Origin of the sequence: Paraburkholderia sp. 40 (genome assembly GCF_050434105.1) — a bacterium.
GTDB classification, from domain to species: domain Bacteria; phylum Pseudomonadota; class Gammaproteobacteria; order Burkholderiales; family Burkholderiaceae; genus Paraburkholderia; species Paraburkholderia tuberum.
On record NZ_JBNPVY010000002.1, the window covers coordinates 942,397 to 957,410 of the forward strand.

At 62.7% G+C, this 15,014-nt stretch carries 14 protein-coding genes; 7 read left to right on the forward strand and 7 right to left on the reverse strand.

All coding sequences use genetic code 11. The annotated features are described in order from the left end of the window. Window positions 1-121 precede the first annotated feature (121 nt). Genes OKW28_RS05545 through OKW28_RS05560 form a run of 4 tightly spaced genes read left to right on the forward strand, consistent with a single transcriptional unit; the run spans window position 122 to window position 4,938 of the window. A complete protein-coding gene (locus tag OKW28_RS05545) occupies window positions 122-2,104 on the forward strand; it encodes an arylsulfatase (protein WP_429444118.1) in 1,983 nt (660 codons plus the stop codon). A gap of 7 nt (window positions 2,105-2,111) precedes the next feature. After that, a complete protein-coding gene (locus OKW28_RS05550; RefSeq protein WP_429444119.1) occupies window positions 2,112-3,200 on the forward strand; it encodes a formylglycine-generating enzyme family protein in 1,089 nt (362 codons plus the stop codon). Then, window positions 3,197-3,991: a MetQ/NlpA family lipoprotein gene (locus OKW28_RS05555; RefSeq protein WP_429444120.1), complete on the forward strand. Its 795-nt coding sequence runs from the start codon at window positions 3,197-3,199 to the stop codon at window positions 3,989-3,991. The genes OKW28_RS05550 and OKW28_RS05555 overlap by 4 nt, the downstream gene beginning before the upstream one ends. Next, a complete protein-coding gene (locus OKW28_RS05560; RefSeq protein WP_429444121.1) occupies window positions 3,985-4,938 on the forward strand; it encodes a hypothetical protein in 954 nt (317 codons plus the stop codon). The genes OKW28_RS05555 and OKW28_RS05560 overlap by 7 nt, the downstream gene beginning before the upstream one ends. Window positions 4,939-4,971: 33 nt before the next feature. Here the strand turns inward: OKW28_RS05560 and cls are convergent, their stop codons facing one another. The 4 genes from cls to OKW28_RS05580 form a co-directional block, all read right to left on the reverse strand. Then, a complete protein-coding gene (gene cls, locus OKW28_RS05565) occupies window positions 4,972-6,246 on the reverse strand; it encodes a cardiolipin synthase (RefSeq protein WP_429444122.1) in 1,275 nt (424 codons plus the stop codon). A 150-nt stretch (window positions 6,247-6,396) separates the two neighbouring features. Then, the gene (locus tag OKW28_RS05570; RefSeq protein ID WP_429444123.1) at window positions 6,397-6,903 is read right to left on the reverse strand and encodes a hypothetical protein; all 507 of its coding nucleotides are present in this window, start codon (window positions 6,901-6,903) and stop codon (window positions 6,397-6,399) included. A gap of 22 nt (window positions 6,904-6,925) precedes the next feature. After that, window positions 6,926-7,759 carry an H-NS family nucleoid-associated regulatory protein gene (locus OKW28_RS05575; RefSeq protein ID WP_429444124.1) on the reverse strand — a complete coding sequence of 278 codons (834 nt, stop codon included), beginning with the start codon at window positions 7,757-7,759 and terminating at the stop codon, window positions 6,926-6,928. A gap of 211 nt (window positions 7,760-7,970) precedes the next feature. Next, window positions 7,971-8,309 carry a hypothetical protein gene (locus tag OKW28_RS05580; RefSeq protein WP_090807114.1) on the reverse strand — a complete coding sequence of 113 codons (339 nt, stop codon included), beginning with the start codon at window positions 8,307-8,309 and terminating at the stop codon, window positions 7,971-7,973. 413 nt (window positions 8,310-8,722) lie between these two features. On the opposite strand from OKW28_RS05580, the gene OKW28_RS05585 reads away from it, so the two are divergent. Continuing rightward, window positions 8,723-8,974 carry a hypothetical protein gene (locus tag OKW28_RS05585; RefSeq protein ID WP_429444125.1) on the forward strand — a complete coding sequence of 84 codons (252 nt, stop codon included), beginning with the start codon at window positions 8,723-8,725 and terminating at the stop codon, window positions 8,972-8,974. A gap of 95 nt (window positions 8,975-9,069) precedes the next feature. On the opposite strand, the gene OKW28_RS05590 is transcribed toward OKW28_RS05585, so the two are convergent. The 3 genes from OKW28_RS05590 to OKW28_RS05600 all read right to left on the reverse strand — a co-directional run bounded on the left by OKW28_RS05590 (window position 9,070) and on the right by OKW28_RS05600 (window position 11,332). Continuing rightward, the gene (locus OKW28_RS05590; protein WP_429444126.1) at window positions 9,070-10,143 is read right to left on the reverse strand and encodes a DUF6765 family protein; all 1,074 of its coding nucleotides are present in this window, start codon (window positions 10,141-10,143) and stop codon (window positions 9,070-9,072) included. Window positions 10,144-10,416: 273 nt separating this feature from the next. Further along, window positions 10,417-10,878 carry a DUF488 family protein gene (locus OKW28_RS05595; RefSeq protein ID WP_429444127.1) on the reverse strand — a complete coding sequence of 154 codons (462 nt, stop codon included), beginning with the start codon at window positions 10,876-10,878 and terminating at the stop codon, window positions 10,417-10,419. 103 nt (window positions 10,879-10,981) lie between these two features. After that, window positions 10,982-11,332, reverse strand: coding sequence for an FKBP-type peptidyl-prolyl cis-trans isomerase (locus OKW28_RS05600; protein ID WP_373685682.1), 351 nt, complete (start codon window positions 11,330-11,332; stop codon window positions 10,982-10,984). A gap of 251 nt (window positions 11,333-11,583) precedes the next feature. Here OKW28_RS05600 and OKW28_RS05605 point away from each other — a divergent pair, with 251 nt between their 5' ends. Both OKW28_RS05605 and pdeM read left to right on the forward strand, forming a co-directional pair. Then, window positions 11,584-14,226: a ligase-associated DNA damage response DEXH box helicase gene (locus OKW28_RS05605; protein WP_429444128.1), complete on the forward strand. Its 2,643-nt coding sequence runs from the start codon at window positions 11,584-11,586 to the stop codon at window positions 14,224-14,226. After that, window positions 14,223-14,885, forward strand: a complete 663-nt coding sequence (gene pdeM, locus OKW28_RS05610) for a ligase-associated DNA damage response endonuclease PdeM (protein ID WP_429444129.1) — start codon at window positions 14,223-14,225, stop codon at window positions 14,883-14,885. The genes OKW28_RS05605 and pdeM overlap by 4 nt, the downstream gene beginning before the upstream one ends. The last annotated feature ends 129 nt before the right edge of the window (window positions 14,886-15,014 follow it).

Here is a 15,014-nt window from a genome sequence, read left to right on the forward strand (position 1 = left end):
GCCTCTGCCGTCTACTGCCTGCTATATCGACAAACATCGATAGCAACGCAGAAATCGTTCGTTTGGCCTTTATGACGTCATTGCTAACATCAGCGGCCCTACCTGACGGTCCGCAATAACAATGACAACACTTCGATTTCGCCGTAACAACTTTCGCCCTACTTTGCGTCTCGGCGTGATCGGCGCCGCCGTCGCGAGCCTCGTCACGCTCGCCTCGTGCGGCGAAGACAACCTGCCGAGCGCGTCCGCCGCGTCGAGCGCCGCGCCCGCGTCCACGCCGGTCGTCGCGCAGAAGCGGCCGAACATCCTCTACATCATGGCCGACGACCTCGGCTACTCCGACATCCATGCGTTCGGGGGCGAAATCAACACGCCCAATCTCGATGCGCTGGTGCAAAGCGGCCGCATCCTGACGAATCACCACACGGGCACCGTCTGTGCGATCACGCGTTCGATGCTGATCTCGGGCACCGATCACCATCTGGTCGGCGAAGGCACGATGGGCGTGCCGACCGACGAGCGCAAAGGACTGCCGGGATACGAAGGCTATCTGAACGATCGCGCGCTATCGGTTGCGCAGTTGCTGAAAGACGGCGGCTATCACACGTACATGGCCGGCAAGTGGCACATCGGCTCGGGCATCGTCGGCAGCGCGACGGGCAGCGGACAGACGCCGGACCAATGGGGCTTCGAGCACAGCTACGCGCTGCTCGGCGGCGCCGCGACCAATCACTTCGCGCACGAACTGGCCGACTCGAAGAACTACACCGAAGACGGCAAGTACGTGCAGCCCGGCCAGCCGGGACAACCGGGCGGCGTGGGCGGCAGCCCGGCGGTGTTCTATTCGACCGACTTCTACACGCAGCGCCTGATCTCCTACATCGATTCGAACAAGGGCGACGGCAAGCCGTTCTTCGCGTACGCGGCCTATACGTCACCGCACTGGCCGCTGCAGGTGCCCGATCCTTATCTTCACAACTACGTCGGCAAATACGATGCCGGTTATGACGCGATCCGCGATGCGCGTATCGCCCGGCAGAAAGCGCTCGGCATCATTCCGCAAGACTTCGTGCCGTTCGGCGGCGCGCCGGAGACGCTGGCCGCGAGCCCAGCCACGGCGAACAATGGCACCGCGAGCGCGAAATACGTGAGCGCCGTGCACAGCGCCGCGCAGGGCTACACCGATTACGGCCCCGGCTATGTGAACAAGAAGTGGGACAGCCTGTCGCCGGCCGAGAAGAAAGCGCAGGCTCGATACATGGAAATCTACGCGGGCATGGTCGAGAACCTCGATCACAACATTGGCCTGCTGATCCAGCATCTGAAGGACATCGGCGAATACGACAACACGTTCATCATGTTCCAGTCGGATAACGGCGCCGAGGGCTGGCCGATCGATTCCGGCGCGGACCCGACCGCTACCGACACGGCGAACGCGGCCGATCCGACCTACTCGCAACTCGGCACCGACAGCGGCAAGCAGAACGCGCAACGTCTGCAATACGGTTTGCGCTGGGCCGAAGTCAGCGCGACGCCGTTCCGCTTGACCAAGGGTTATTCGGGCGAAGGCGGCGTGTCCACACCGTTGATCGTGCATCTGCCGGGCCAGACTTCGCAGATGCCGACGCTGCGTGAATTCACGCACGTGACGGACAACACCGCGACGTTCCTCGCGGTCGCGCACATCGCGCCGCCGACCACGCCCGCGCCCGCGCTGATCAACACGCTGACCGGCGTCGATCAGAACAAGGGCAAGGTGGTCTACAACAACCGCTATGTGTATCCGATCACCGGACAATCGCTGCTGCCGCAGCTCGAAGATCAGAGCACGGCGCCGGTGCATAGCGCGTCGTTCGGCGACGAAGCCTATGGCCGCGGTTATCTGCGCAGCGCCGACGGCCGCTGGAAAGCCCTGTGGACCGAACCGCCGCTCGGCCCCGTCGACGGTCACTGGCAGTTGTACGACATGAGCGCCGATCGCGGCGAAACGCAGGACGTGTCGGCGCAGAACGAGTCGATCATCGATAGTCTCGTGCAGCAGTGGAACGACTACATGACCAGCGTCGGCGGCGTCGAGCCGTTGCGTCCGCGCGGCTACTACTGAGCACACGATGGCGTTTTCATTCAAGCTCAAAGGCGACGTGGCGCTGTATGGCGCATACGCCGCGATCGCGGCGGTCGCATTCGCCGCCGCGTTTGCCGCGCCTTCCATCAGTGCGGCGAGCGCGGCGGTATTCGGCGGTGGCCCGTCCGGCGGATTCGACAGCCTGAACCGCTCGCGTCCACTCGCCGCGCTCGGCTCCGAACAGCAATGCGAGCGTTACTCGGGCCTGCCCGCGCGCTGGCGCGACGACCCGCAAGCCGGCATGGTGCATCTGCATGGTGGCGACTTCGTGTTCGGCAGCAAGCTCGGCTACGAAGACGAGCGCCCCGGCGACGGCAAGACGCACGTTGCCGGTTTCTGGATCGACCAGACCGACGTCACGAACGCGCAGTTCGCCGCGTTCGTGCGGGCGACCGGCTACGTGAGCGATGCGGAGCGTCAGGGCGGCGCGGTCGTGTTTCACACGCCAACGCGCGAAGAAATGAACGCGCGCGATCTCGCGTGGTGGAGTTGGGTCAAAGGCGCCGCGTGGAATCATCCGGCCGGCCCCGGCAGCATGCTCGACGGCAGGATGAATCAACCGGTGACGATGGTCACGCAGGCCGATGCGCTCGCGTACGCACACTGGCTCGGCCGCGATCTGCCGACCGAAGCCGAATGGGAATACGCGGGCAAAGCCGGCCATGAAGGCGCGGACCTCGACACCGCGCCGCGCGACGCGCACGGTAAGCCGAGCGCGAACTACTGGCAAGGCGTGTTTCCGGTGCTCGACACCGGCGAGGACGGCCATGTCGGCCTTTCACCGGTCGGCTGCTATGCGGCGAACGACTTCAGGCTTTACGACATGATCGGCAATGCGTGGGAGTGGACCAAGGACGTGTACAGCGGTCCGCACCAGTCGCATACGAACGGCGATACTGCCGCCGTGGCGCCAATCAGCCGCCGCCACGATACGCCGATGGTCATCAAAGGCGGCTCGTTCCTGTGCTCGCGCGACTACTGCGTCAGATATCGCGCGGCGTCGCGCGAGCAGCAGGAAGCCGATTTGCCGGCTTCGCATATCGGCTTTCGCACGGTGTCGAGGAATGCGTCATGAAGCGATATGCGATTGCCGCGCTTGCGCTCTCGGTGTTGCCTGCTTTACTGCCTGCACCCTCGCACGCTGCCTCGCAGACGATCAGAGTCGGCGTGAGTTCGGGCCCGCAAGCCGAGATCATGAACGAAGTGCGCCGGGTCGCCGCGACCGAGGGTCTCGCGCTCGACGTCGTGGTGTTCGATCAGCCGTCGCGGATCGACGCAGCGCTCGTCGCGAAACAGATCGACGTCGCGAGCTTCGAAGACGAATCCGCACTCGACGCACAGCGCAAACTGCATGGCTACGCACTGACGGGTGTGGCCACGACCGTCACGTTTCCGGTCGCGCTGTACTCGCGCAAGCTGACGAACCTCGTGCAATTGCAGCGCGGCGCGACGATCGCGATTCCCGACGACCCCGCCGGCACGGCACGCGCGCTGATCCTTCTGCAAAACGAAACGCTGCTGACGTTCCGCGATAACGCGGGCCTGCACGCGACGCTCGCCGACATCACGAGCAACCGCCTCCATCTGAAGATTCGCCGGGTACCGCGTGTGCGTCTGTACGACACGTTGAACAGCGTCGCGTTCGCGGTGATCGACAGCGACGCAGCGGCGCGCTCAGGTCTTCGTTCCGCTCGCGACGGTCTCAGTCTCGAAGACGCGCGCTCGCCGTATGCGAACGTGCTGACCGTGCGCGACAGCGATCGCCACAACGCATGGGTCGCGCAACTGGTCGCCGCCTATCATTCGAACGACGTCGCGCACTTCATCCTCACGCGTTATCAGGACTCGGTACGTCGGCCGTGGTGAACACGTTTTCGTTTTCCTGCTCCGCGTGCGGTCGATGCTGCAACAGTCCCCCGTCGATGTCGCTGGCGGAGTTGTTTCGCCATCCCAACCGGTTTATCGGCTGCATCGCAATTGGACGCGTGGCGCGCAGGCGGCCCGGCGAACGGCTACGTGTCGGCCGACATGAAGCCGTGCTCGACGAAGCCGATTGCGCGAGGTTCGAGGCGCTGGCCGATACGCTGCTGTATCGCGCGGGCGACACCTTCAGCATCGTCGCGCAGGGCTTCGACTATCCGTCGCTCGCGCGCTGCCCTGCGCTGGCGGACGACGGGCGCTGCGCGATTCATCTGCAAGGCAAGCCGCTGACGTGCGAAGTGGTACCGCTCGACCCGCTCCTGCCGGACAGTCTGCAACACCTGGTATTGGCGGAACGCGGCGACAGCGCCGTCTATGTCGGCAGCGCATGCATCCAGGAAGGCAAACGCGACGATGCGGCGTTGCTGGTCGACGAGGGCCGCCTTGCCGATCCGCATGCTGAAGATGCGCTCGCGCGACGGCGTCGCGCGCTTGAACAGGAGCGCGCGATCTGGACGCAAGCCGTGTTCGACGCATTGCGCGCCGACCTGTTCGATTCACCCGCCGCGCTCGCACGCATACCCGCGGGCGGTTTTCTGACGATCTCGCTCGTGCCCGCACTGCTTTGCGTCGCGGCGGTATCCTCGCGCTGCCGCGAGCTGTGCATCGACTATATCGACAGCCAGTTGGCGCTGATCGAACGCAGCATCGCGCAAGCGCTCACACGACGCCGGCTCGACGATCGTCCGGTCACGCAACAACTGCGCGGCTTTGCCAATGCGTATCAACACGCAAAGGCGCGCCTCGTCAATGTGGCTGCCGTTGAGCGCCGCAACGGCAAGCGAGCAGCGCGCCCCGACGTCGAAGTGTATCTGAGCAGCGCCGTTGACTGATCCGTCGGCGCTTCGTCTCGTTCGCACCGGCATTCAAAGCTGCGTGTCCAGTAGCCGCACGAATTTTTCGACGAGCTTCTCGGTGAACGAACGCCGCGTCCATGCTTCGAGCGTGACGCGCTTCGACTTCGCGATGTCGTCGTCGAATGCGGCGGTCTGCTGCGTGGCGAAATCGCGGTCGTAGATGTTCAGGTTCGCTTCGTCGTTCAGCTTGAACGAGCGGCTATCGAAGTTCGTCGAGCCGACCGACACCATATACTCGTCGACTACCAGCAACTTGCAATGGAACATGGTCGGTTGGTACTCGTAGATCTCGACGCCCGCTTTCAGTAGATCGCCCCAACATGCACGCGACGCTTCGCGCACCGTGTGCGTGTCGATGCGCTTGCCCGGCGTGACGATCTGTACTTTCACGCCGCGTTTCGCGGCTTCGACGATCGCGTTGATGGTGAGCTTGTCGGGCACGAAGTACGCGCTCGCAAGCTGCAAACTGCGCGTGGCGGCGGTGATGGCCATCAGATACATCAACTGCATGTCGTCACTGCCGCCCGACGGCGAACTGCTGAACATATGCGCGAGACCCTGGCCCGCTCCTTTCGGCTCGGCATCGATGTGCGGAAAATACTCGGTACCGTGCAATACGCTGCTGGTCGCCTTGATCCAGTTGTCCATGAACACGGCCTGCATATGGCCGACCACTGGACCCGTCACGCGAAAATGCGTATCGCGCCAATGCTTTTCGTCCTGCGCATTGCCAGTCCACTCCGGCGCTATCCCGACCCCGCCGGTAAAACCGATCCGGCCGTCGATCACCAATAGTTTGCGGTGCGTACGGTCGTTCATGCGACCGAGTCCGGTCCAATGCGGCTTGTGATACTTGACCACTTCGGCGCCGGCCTCCCGCAGCAGTTGCAGAGAATGCCGATCCATTTTCGACGAACCGACCCAGTCGAGCAGTACATGCACGGCGACACCTTCGCGCGCCTTATCGGCAAGCGCACGCGCAATCTGTCCGCCGATCTCGCCAGACCAGTAAATGAACGTTTCAAATGTGATGGTTTCGCGCGCCGACCGAATGCCCTCGAGCATCGACGGAAAGATCTGGTCGCCGTTGAGCAGCATCTCGAAGCGATTACCCGGCACCACGGGTGGACCGAGCAATAAACCCATCGAACGAAGGAATTGCGGATCTTCGCTCTTATAAAGCCGCTCGATTCTGTGTTCTATTTTCTTCTCGCCGCTCGACAGATTGGCGATCAGGAGAACGATCACGAGCGTGACGAACGCGGTAATAGAAATGGTCAGCATGCGTGGCCTCGATGGCAGGCGGCGGGTCACGGCATACGAGTTCCGCATCCGACGGGGAATGCCGCACTCGTGCCTGGCTTTCACTATCAGCCCGTCATGCACGGCGCGTGCCCGGCTCAGGACCGCGCCTTGCTTTCTGGTTCCAACGCTTTATCTGACCAATGCAAACGCCTCGCGGCTTGCGATTTCGCCCGCGCCGAATACGCCGATGACCGTAAAGTCCGACGCCACGCATTCGAACGTCGATGCCTGAAACGTAATGACGAAATGCCGCCGCGCCGGTGCCTCGGGAGCAATGGCGACGGAGTCTGTCGCCACGGCGGCAATCTCGGCGCACAACGACGAATTGACGACTTCATGCACCGCGCAGCCGACGAGACCTTGGGCCGCGAGCGGATGAATGGCGAGATCGTCATCGCCCGGCGGCCCGAGACGGTGAAAGATGGCGTCGGCGAACAGCACCGCGCAAAAAGGATCGTCGTCGGGATCGAATGGCCCGAACCGTTCAAAGTCCGACTCCGCGAGCGGATAAGTGAGGATCACGCGGCGCTCGCTGGCGACGATGAATGGTTCGGCGGCATCGGCTGCCGGATGAGGAGCGGAGTCCAGCAGGAAGACCTGATCTTCCTGCCGGGGTGCATCGAAAGTGCTAACCATCTACTTCACGACTCCACGGCTATTACGCGCTTGCTTGCGTCTCTGGCGTTTGGGGAGCCGCCGCGACGGGTGCGGCCGTACTCTTTGCAGCAGCCTTGCGCGCCGGTGCTTTTCTTGCCGCCTTCACAACGCTTTTGCGGCCGGCGGTCTTCTTCACCGCGGCTTTCCGGCTTGCCGGAATTGCCTTTCTGGCTGCGGTCTTTTTCACGGCCGTCTTGCGCGTTGCTTTTTTCGCCGCGGTCTTCTTGCCTACTGCACTCGCGGTCGCTTTCGCCTGGCTGCTCTTTGCCGCCGTTTTCGCCGCTTTCGGAGCGGCAGCCATGCTCGCGCCATCGATCAGGAATTTGCTGCGGTCCTTGACGGCCGCGAGCCATGCCGGCGCCGGACCGCGGCCGCTCCAGGTCGCGCCGGTTTTCCGATTCAGGTACTTCGGCGGCTGGGCGCCTTTCGGCTGCCCTTTGCCGCGCTTCGCGGCGGGAGCAGCCGCGGGCTTGCTTGCGCTCGCAGCGTCGATCAGGAACGCCGTGCGGTCCTTCACGCCGGCGATCCAGCCAGGCGCGCGGCCGTGCCCCGTCCAGGTCGCGCCGGTTTTGTGGTCGCGATACTTCGCCGGGGTTGCCGACCTGGCGGCTTTGCTCGTGCCCGCAGGTCTTCCGCGACCCGCCGGATTGCCATCCAGACCTCGCGCGGCACGTCGTGCCTTCGCCTGTGCTTCGATATCGGCAGTCGTGAGACCGTGCTTGAGCATCAATTCGCGAATCTGGTCGACCGCGGCTTGTGCTTTTCTGGCAATGAGAACGTCAGCTTGCTCCTGGAGCTTCTTAAGCTTTGCTTGGATTTGCTCTAACGAAGGCATTTGATTGCTCCTTATGTGGTAATCGTCGAACTATGCCATGAATGACGGAAGAAAGGCAGTGTATTGACCTATCCCGAGCTTCAATACATCGATACGAGCACCGATGTGGCGTTCAAATAACGAAGCTTTCAGGTTTTCTACCGGGTCATCGAAGCTTTCTTCCTTTTCCTTGCCTCCTGATTCTTCTTTTTCATTTCGGTTCCACCACCACTCAGATCGGTGTAAAAACGACGACCTGGCGATCGGCAATGTACCTCACACTCCGTATGAAGCGGTAGTGTTGACCGTCCGCCGTTATCCGGTTCAGGCCCAGGCGGGTCAATACCAGCATTTCATCTGCCTGGAAAGCGTCGACGACGCCGGAATCCGTTAAATCCTCCAATGCCCCGGATGGATTTCCGACATAAACGCTGCGCGCCTGCTTGCCGATCCGCATCACGACCACGCTTTTTCCCTCGTCGAGCGCCAATTCGAGAAAGCTCGCGAGGGTGCGCAACGACTCCGGCGTGCAAGTCCTGGTCTGATAGATCGCTGCATTCGATGGCGTCATTTGTGTTTCCCCGTCATCCGCACCGGCGACAGAAAGGGGCGCCGCCGTGCTTTCTGGCATTAGTCGCTTCTACTATAGCCAGGCCTTTGGATATTCAAAGGAGAGTAGTCCACTTTTTATCTGAAAACGGTCTTTTTTCGTGGCCCGCTATAGCGAACGGATTCAAGCATGCGCGAATCGCCACTGACGACGCGTGCAAAGACACCGCCCCGGCTCCGGTAACGTGCCGTTACCGATCTTGCAGCACCTGTTGCTCCTGTACCGGCCAAGTCCATTTACACTTCGTATCCGTGCCCAGCGGCGGACGTATGGCCAATAGAGAGTCCTTTGTCAGCCGCCATGCTCGCGGCGGCTATTGAAATGGACGCCGGGCCACCCTAATTCCGATCCACTCAAACACGATGGTACTTGCAATGAAAGCTGGTTTTATTCGGACCGCCCTCGGGGCAATTGCAGTCTCGTTGGCAATGGCCGGCACCGCGAACGCGGCCGGTTGCCTGAAAGGAGCGGTAGTGGGCGGCGTCGCCGGGCACTACGCGGGACATCACGCGGTGGTCGGCGCGGTCGGCGGCTGTATCGTCGGACGGCATATGACCAAAAAGCACGCCGAAGAACAGCAGGCGGCGACTCAGGCTGCACCGCATCAGCAAGCCCGAATGCAGTGACTGGAGAATACGGGCGCCACCGCAAACGTTCGCACGAGCGACGCGGCAATGATCTTCGAATCTCCGTTCGCGGCGACGCGCCCTGCTCCGATCACTTAGGCAATGCGTAATCCGCGCGCGGGCAAGATCTCCTGAGTGGTCACGAAACGGTGCTGTTTGACCGCGTCGTGAAAGAGCCGGTAGTCGCTCTTCTCGAAGGCGGTCGTCCACTCCGGTCTGTCCCCGGTGTCGTCATCGCACAACAAACCGGTGGCCTGGTACTTCCACGAACCTTGTCCTTTGGCGATATAGCCGGGCACGGATTCTTTCAAACCTGGAATACGGCCTGCATTCACCCATTCGCAAACGGTTCTCAGACGCTGGTTGTCGTTGGGTTCGCGGTTCGTATCGAGCAGCCGGGTCAGTGCGTCTTTAACGTCGTCCGGCATGCCTGGCTGGTTCTCGAAATCTTCGCGTCCGGCCAGATAAGCTCGCACGACACGACAACTCATGTCCGCCGCCTGCACGAAATCCGGCAAATTATGTCGTGAGATGAAGTGATTGCGGCCGTCGATGTAATGCCAGCGCGCCCATGGCTGGTCGGGATAATGCAACGCGGCGCCGTGGCCGACCGGCAACGCGATCGTCAGAACGTCCTCCTCGACATGCTCGATCAGATGCGCGACCGCTAGTTCGAGGCTCGCGAGCCAGCCTTTGCGCGTGCAATCCTGTGCCTCGAGAAGATGCACGCGATTCCACGGGCTTTCGATGCCCGCGAATCCCTGGTGCGCCCACGTATCGACATAGGTATGAAGCGTCACGCCGAGCCGGTGCAACGCGGTCTCCGAATCGCGCTGCCGGATCGCGCGCCGCACGACTTCGCGCGCAACTTCACTGTCGGGCCGGCAAACCGCCTTTTCCTCGAGACTCTCACCCTCGCCAGCCGGCAGAAAATGGAACGGCGTCCACACGAGCCGGTTCTGGTCGTTCTCGGTATTGACGTAATCGAATAACTTGTGCGCGGTCGCGAATCGCTCGAATGTCTCGCCGCCTTTGAACCGCAGTATTCCGCTCGTCGTTGCGTCGTCGACATATTGGCAGGCATGCGCGATGGTTTGCGCATCACCGGCCGTCATGCCGCCGACGCGCGCGGCAATGTAGACCACGCCGTAATGAAAGTCGATGTTCATGGCAAGCGCTCCTGGCGCGCATAATCACGGCCGGTTCGTGGCCGGCGATAGGGCGAGACGAATACAGGGAGCTGCGCGTGAGTAGATAGTAGACGAGCGAGCGGCACACGCATTGAAAAAACATGCGTACTGGACGCGCTTTTCCACGTTTCGCACCACGCAACCATTCGGGCTACTGAAGGAAACGCGGGCGCGGCCGGCGAGATGTAACCTGCCGGGACGGAAAGCCGCCGGCCAATGAGGCGGAAAAACGTAACCTGGCCCGATCGGCGGTCAGGTCAAATGTGTAACGGAAAGACGACCATTCCAGTGCTGGTTCAGATACTCGAGCGCAAACATCCGGTGGCAATGATGTGGTAAATGTTCACTGCAAAGCAGGCAACCCGATTCGAATAGCGCGATATCCAGATTACTTTCCACGCGGCGGCGCGCGATGAGGTCGAAATATTCCTCCCGAAAGTTCTCCCAGCTCAATTGCTTGCCCTGGTAGCGTTTGAGCAGGTCCGGTTCGGGAGCCAGCTCCGGTATTTCCACGTACGCCGCATTGCACAACTGGTCGAGAAAGTAAGGCAGATCCTGCTTTTTCGCAAAGCCCGCGAGTTGCGACGTGTTGTTGAGGCGAACGTCGAGCACCGTGCGCACATGGGCGTCCTTCAACAAACCGAAGAACTTCTGGGCGCTCTTGCCGGTAAAACCAATGCTGGCCACCTGCACGCTACTGTTGTCACGTTTCATGGTGAATCCCCTGGCGGGCCATTCGGCGCCCATAAAAAAGCCTCGCTGCGATTGGCGCAGCGAGGCTCGGGTATCAGTGCATCTTTAGCGCCGCTCGCGTGCTCTATTTGACGATGTCGACCAGTTCGACTTCGAAGGTCAGATCGGTATTCGGCGGAATCGGGCCGACGCCGCGATCGCCGTATGCGGTCGCCGCCGGGCACGTGAGTCGCGCCTTGCCGCCGACTTTCATCTTCTGCACGCCTTGCGTCCAGCACGGAATCACGCGATTGAGCGGGAACGTGGCCGGCCCGCCATGCTTGGCCGAGCTATCGAATTCGGTGCCGTTGGGCAGCGTGCCGCGATAGTTGACCTTTACCACGTCGGTCGCGGACGGTTGCGGGCCCGTGCCTTGCGTCAGATGTTCGACGATGACGCCGGACGGCAGCTTCTCCGTGGTCGGCGCGGCAGCCATCGCGGTCGAGGACAGAACGGCTGCGGCCAGCAAAGCAACGAGTGATTTCAAAGCGAATCTCCAGTGGGGTAGTCCGTTTGATTGTAACGGATCGGGTGTCGGCCGAGGCTCCCACATATTGCCCGATGCCGCGGGTCGTTGCGCGCCCATCAGGGACCTCGCTGAACCGTCGCGCGACCCCGCGGTCCACTTGAACGTCCGGCGCGAGTCGCCGGCAAGCGAATCCGCCACACTTGTTGAGAGCGCTTTCGATGACCGAGCCGGCCCATTCCGACGACCCCGCTTGCGATCCCTCCGCAGCGCCAGCCCCCTCCGACGAGCGCGTTCGCGCGCCAAGGCCGCGCCGGATTCCACGCAGCCGCGCGCAACAGGCGCGGCTCGATGCGCGCGAACCCGCGTTCGAACCGCTACCGTTCCCCTCGTATTCACCTGACGACGCGCGCCGCCCGTTCGCCGACAAGCTCGACGCATGGTTCGCCGCGCGTCGTTGGCAACCGTTCGAGTTTCAGCGCGAAATGTGGCGCAACATCGCCGCCGGCACGAGCGGCGTGTTGCACGCAAGCACCGGGGCCGGCAAGACCTGGGCCGTGTGGTTCGGCGCGCTCGCCGCGTTCGCCAGTGCAGCGTCGACGCCGCGCAAGCATCCCGAACCGCTGACGGTACTGTGGATCACGCCGATGCGCGCGCTCGCGGCCGACACCGCGCGCGCGTTGCAAAGCTCCGCGACCGAACTCGCCGTACCCTGGAGCGTCGGTCTGCGCACTGGCGATACGTCGGCCGCCGAACGCGCGCGGCAGAACCGGCGCATGCCGTCCGCGCTCGTCACGACGCCCGAGAGTCTGACGTTGATCCTGACGCGCGCCGATGCGCGCGAAGTACTGGCTCAGGTTCGGCTCGTGATCGTCGACGAATGGCATGAATTGCTCGGCAACAAACGCGGCACGCAGACCCAACTCGCGCTCGCGCGTCTCACGCATTGGCGGCCCGGCTTGCAGGTGTGGGGGCTGTCGGCGACGCTCGGCAATCTGTCGTTCGCGACCGAGGTATTGCTCGCGCCGGTCGCGACGCCGCGCGTCAGCGTGCACGGCGCGCTGCCGAAAGCACTGATCGTCGACACGATCATTCCCGACACGATCGAGCGCTTTCCGTGGGGCGGTCATATGGGCATGCGGCAGGTCGATGCGGTCGCGCGCGCGATCGACGAAGCACACACGTCGCTCGTCTTCACGAACACGCGCTCGCAATGCGAGGTGTGGTACCAGGCGCTGCTCGAGGCGCGCCCCGAGTGGGCCGGAGTGATCGCGCTGCATCACGGCTCGCTCGATCAGCAGGTACGCGAGTGGGTCGAACGTGGGTTGAAGAACAGCTTGCTAAAGGTTGTCGTGTGTACGTCTAGTCTCGACCTCGGCGTCGATTTTCTGCCGGTGGAACGCGTGTTCCAGATCGGCTCGCCAAAAGGCGTCGCGCGCTTGATGCAGCGCGCGGGCCGCTCGGGACATGCGCCCGGTTTGCCGTCTCGCGTGACGATCGGGCCGACGCATGCGCTCGAATCGATCGAAGCGGCGGCCGCGCGTGAAGCCGTCGACAAGCAGCAGATCGAAAGCCGCGATACGCCGCAAAAGCCGTTCGACGTGCTGGTGCAGCACCTCGTCACCGTTGCGATCGGCGGTGGCTTCGACGCGCTCGAGCTGTACGATGAACTTCTGCATACCTATGCATATCGTGATCTGACCCAGCAGGAGTTCGACTGGACGCTGGGTTTCGTCGAAGGCGGCGGCGCGACGCTGCGCGCATATCCCGACTACCATCGCGTCGCGCGCGATAGCGACGGTCTGTACCGCGTCCGGCGCAACGATCTCGCGCGCCGGCATCGCAACAACATCGGCACGATCGTCGCGAATGGCACGTTGAACGTTGCGTATCTATCGGGCGGGCGCATTGGTGCAATCGAGGAATCGTTCATTTCGCGGCTCAGGCCCGGCGATGTGTTCACGTTCGGCGGCCGCGCGCTCGAACTGATCCGCGTTCAGGACATGACGGCGTGGGTGCGGCGCGCGAGCTCATCGCGTGGCGCAATGCCGCAATGGGCCGGCAGCCGCATGCCGCTATCGTCCGAGCTCGCCGACGCCACATTGACGATGCTCGCGCGCGCCGCCGACGGCATCTACGACGAACCGGAATTGCGCGCGGTGCGGCCGCTGCTTGAATTGCAGCAGAAGTGGTCGGCGTTGCCCGAGCCGGGGGTACTCGTCGTCGAGCTGCTCAAATCGCGCGAGGGTCATCACTTCTTCTGCTATCCGTTCGCGGGGCGCACCGCGCATATCGGACTTGGCGCTCTGCTCGCGTGGCGAGTCGCGCGCGACAAGCCCGGCACGTTTTCGATTTCGATGAACGACTACGGTTTCGAATTGCTGTGCGCGCAGGCTTTCGATTGGCCCGCGCAATTAGAGAATGGCCTGCTTTCACCTGACGAACTCGATCACGACATTCTTGCGAGCCTCAATTCGTCCGAACTCTCCTTGCGACGTTTTCGCGAGATTGCGCGAGTGTCGGGACTCGTGTTTCAGGCGCATCCGGGACAGCAGAAAAGCGCGCGGCAATTGCAGGCATCGAGCGGGCTTTTCTACGAGATCTTTCGTCAGCACGATCGCGGCAATCTGCTGCTGGGCCAGGCCGATACCGAAGTACTGCTGCAGGAACTCGACGTGCGGCGCATTCGTATTGCGCTCGAACGAATGAACGCGAACCGCGTCGTGCTCACGCTGCCCAAGAAGCCGACCCCGTTCGCGTTTCCGTTGATCGTCGGACGCCTGCGCGAAAAAGTCAGCACCGAGAAGCTCGCCGATCGCGTCGAGCGAGTGCTGGCCGAGCTCGAACGGGCGGCGCAACGATGAAGCCGACCTCGCTCGCGATCGACGTTGGCGGACGACCTCTCGTGCTGTCGAGCTTGCGCGCGTGTTTCGATCCGGCGCTGCGCGCGCTTTTTATCGCCGATGAGCATTTCGGCAAGGATGCGGTGTTTCGCGCGCGCGGCATTCGAGTGCCGACTGGTTCGACCGCGGAGAATCTGCTGCGGATCGATCGTCTGATCACCGAGTTCGAGCCGGCGACGCTGGTGTTTCTCGGCGATCTGCTGCATGCGCGCGAGTCGCTGTCGACGCTCACGCTCGATGCGTTGCATGCGTGGCGCGCGCGACATGCGTCGAGGCGCGTGGTGCTTGTCGAGGGCAATCACGATCGGCATGCCGGTGCGTTGCCGCTTACGTTGGATGTCGAGTCCGTGCGCGAGCCGTGGCATATCGGGGCGTGGGCGCTGTGCCATCACCCGCATGGGGTCGATCACGCGTATGTGCTCGCACGGCACGTGCATCCGATCTATCGGATCGCGACGCGGACCGATTCAGTGCGCGTGCCGTGCTTTCGCTTTGGGATCGATCGGGGGGTGCTGCCGGCGTTCGGTAGTTTTACCGGAGGCGCGCGTGAGACGGGGCGCGTTCTGGGGGAGAGGGTTTTTCTGGTGGTACAGCAGAGAGTGATCGAGTTGAGGAGTTGAGTGGACGACGGGGGCCGTCCACTTTGTTGCCTGGGTTGGTTTTTTTTGCCGGTTGGTTTGCCGGTTCGCTGGCTGGGTTTTTTGCTGGCTTTTTCGCTGCAAACTCCCTGCGGCGCGCGAGCGCGGTCG

Excerpts from the sequence above, each read along its gene's own strand:
- pdeM (WP_429444129.1), top strand. The coding sequence starts at position 14,223 with ATGAAGCCGACCTCGCTCGCGATCGACGTTGGCGGACGACCTCTCGTG.
- OKW28_RS05570 (WP_429444123.1), bottom strand. The coding sequence starts at position 6,903 with ATGGTTAGCACTTTCGATGCACCCCGGCAGGAAGATCAGGTCTTCCTG.
- OKW28_RS05545 (WP_429444118.1), top strand. The coding sequence starts at position 122 with ATGACAACACTTCGATTTCGCCGTAACAACTTTCGCCCTACTTTGCGT.
- OKW28_RS05595 (WP_429444127.1), bottom strand. The coding sequence starts at position 10,878 with ATGAAACGTGACAACAGTAGCGTGCAGGTGGCCAGCATTGGTTTTACC.
- OKW28_RS05585 (WP_429444125.1), top strand. The coding sequence starts at position 8,723 with ATGAAAGCTGGTTTTATTCGGACCGCCCTCGGGGCAATTGCAGTCTCG.
- OKW28_RS05555 (WP_429444120.1), top strand. The coding sequence starts at position 3,197 with ATGAAGCGATATGCGATTGCCGCGCTTGCGCTCTCGGTGTTGCCTGCT.
- OKW28_RS05590 (WP_429444126.1), bottom strand. The coding sequence starts at position 10,143 with ATGAACATCGACTTTCATTACGGCGTGGTCTACATTGCCGCGCGCGTC.
- cls (WP_429444122.1), bottom strand. The coding sequence starts at position 6,246 with ATGCTGACCATTTCTATTACCGCGTTCGTCACGCTCGTGATCGTTCTC.
- OKW28_RS05575 (WP_429444124.1), bottom strand. The coding sequence starts at position 7,759 with ATGCCTTCGTTAGAGCAAATCCAAGCAAAGCTTAAGAAGCTCCAGGAG.
- OKW28_RS05580 (WP_090807114.1), bottom strand. The coding sequence starts at position 8,309 with ATGACGCCATCGAATGCAGCGATCTATCAGACCAGGACTTGCACGCCG.
- OKW28_RS05600 (WP_373685682.1), bottom strand. The coding sequence starts at position 11,332 with ATGGCTGCCGCGCCGACCACGGAGAAGCTGCCGTCCGGCGTCATCGTC.
- OKW28_RS05550 (WP_429444119.1), top strand. The coding sequence starts at position 2,112 with ATGGCGTTTTCATTCAAGCTCAAAGGCGACGTGGCGCTGTATGGCGCA.
- OKW28_RS05605 (WP_429444128.1), top strand. The coding sequence starts at position 11,584 with ATGACCGAGCCGGCCCATTCCGACGACCCCGCTTGCGATCCCTCCGCA.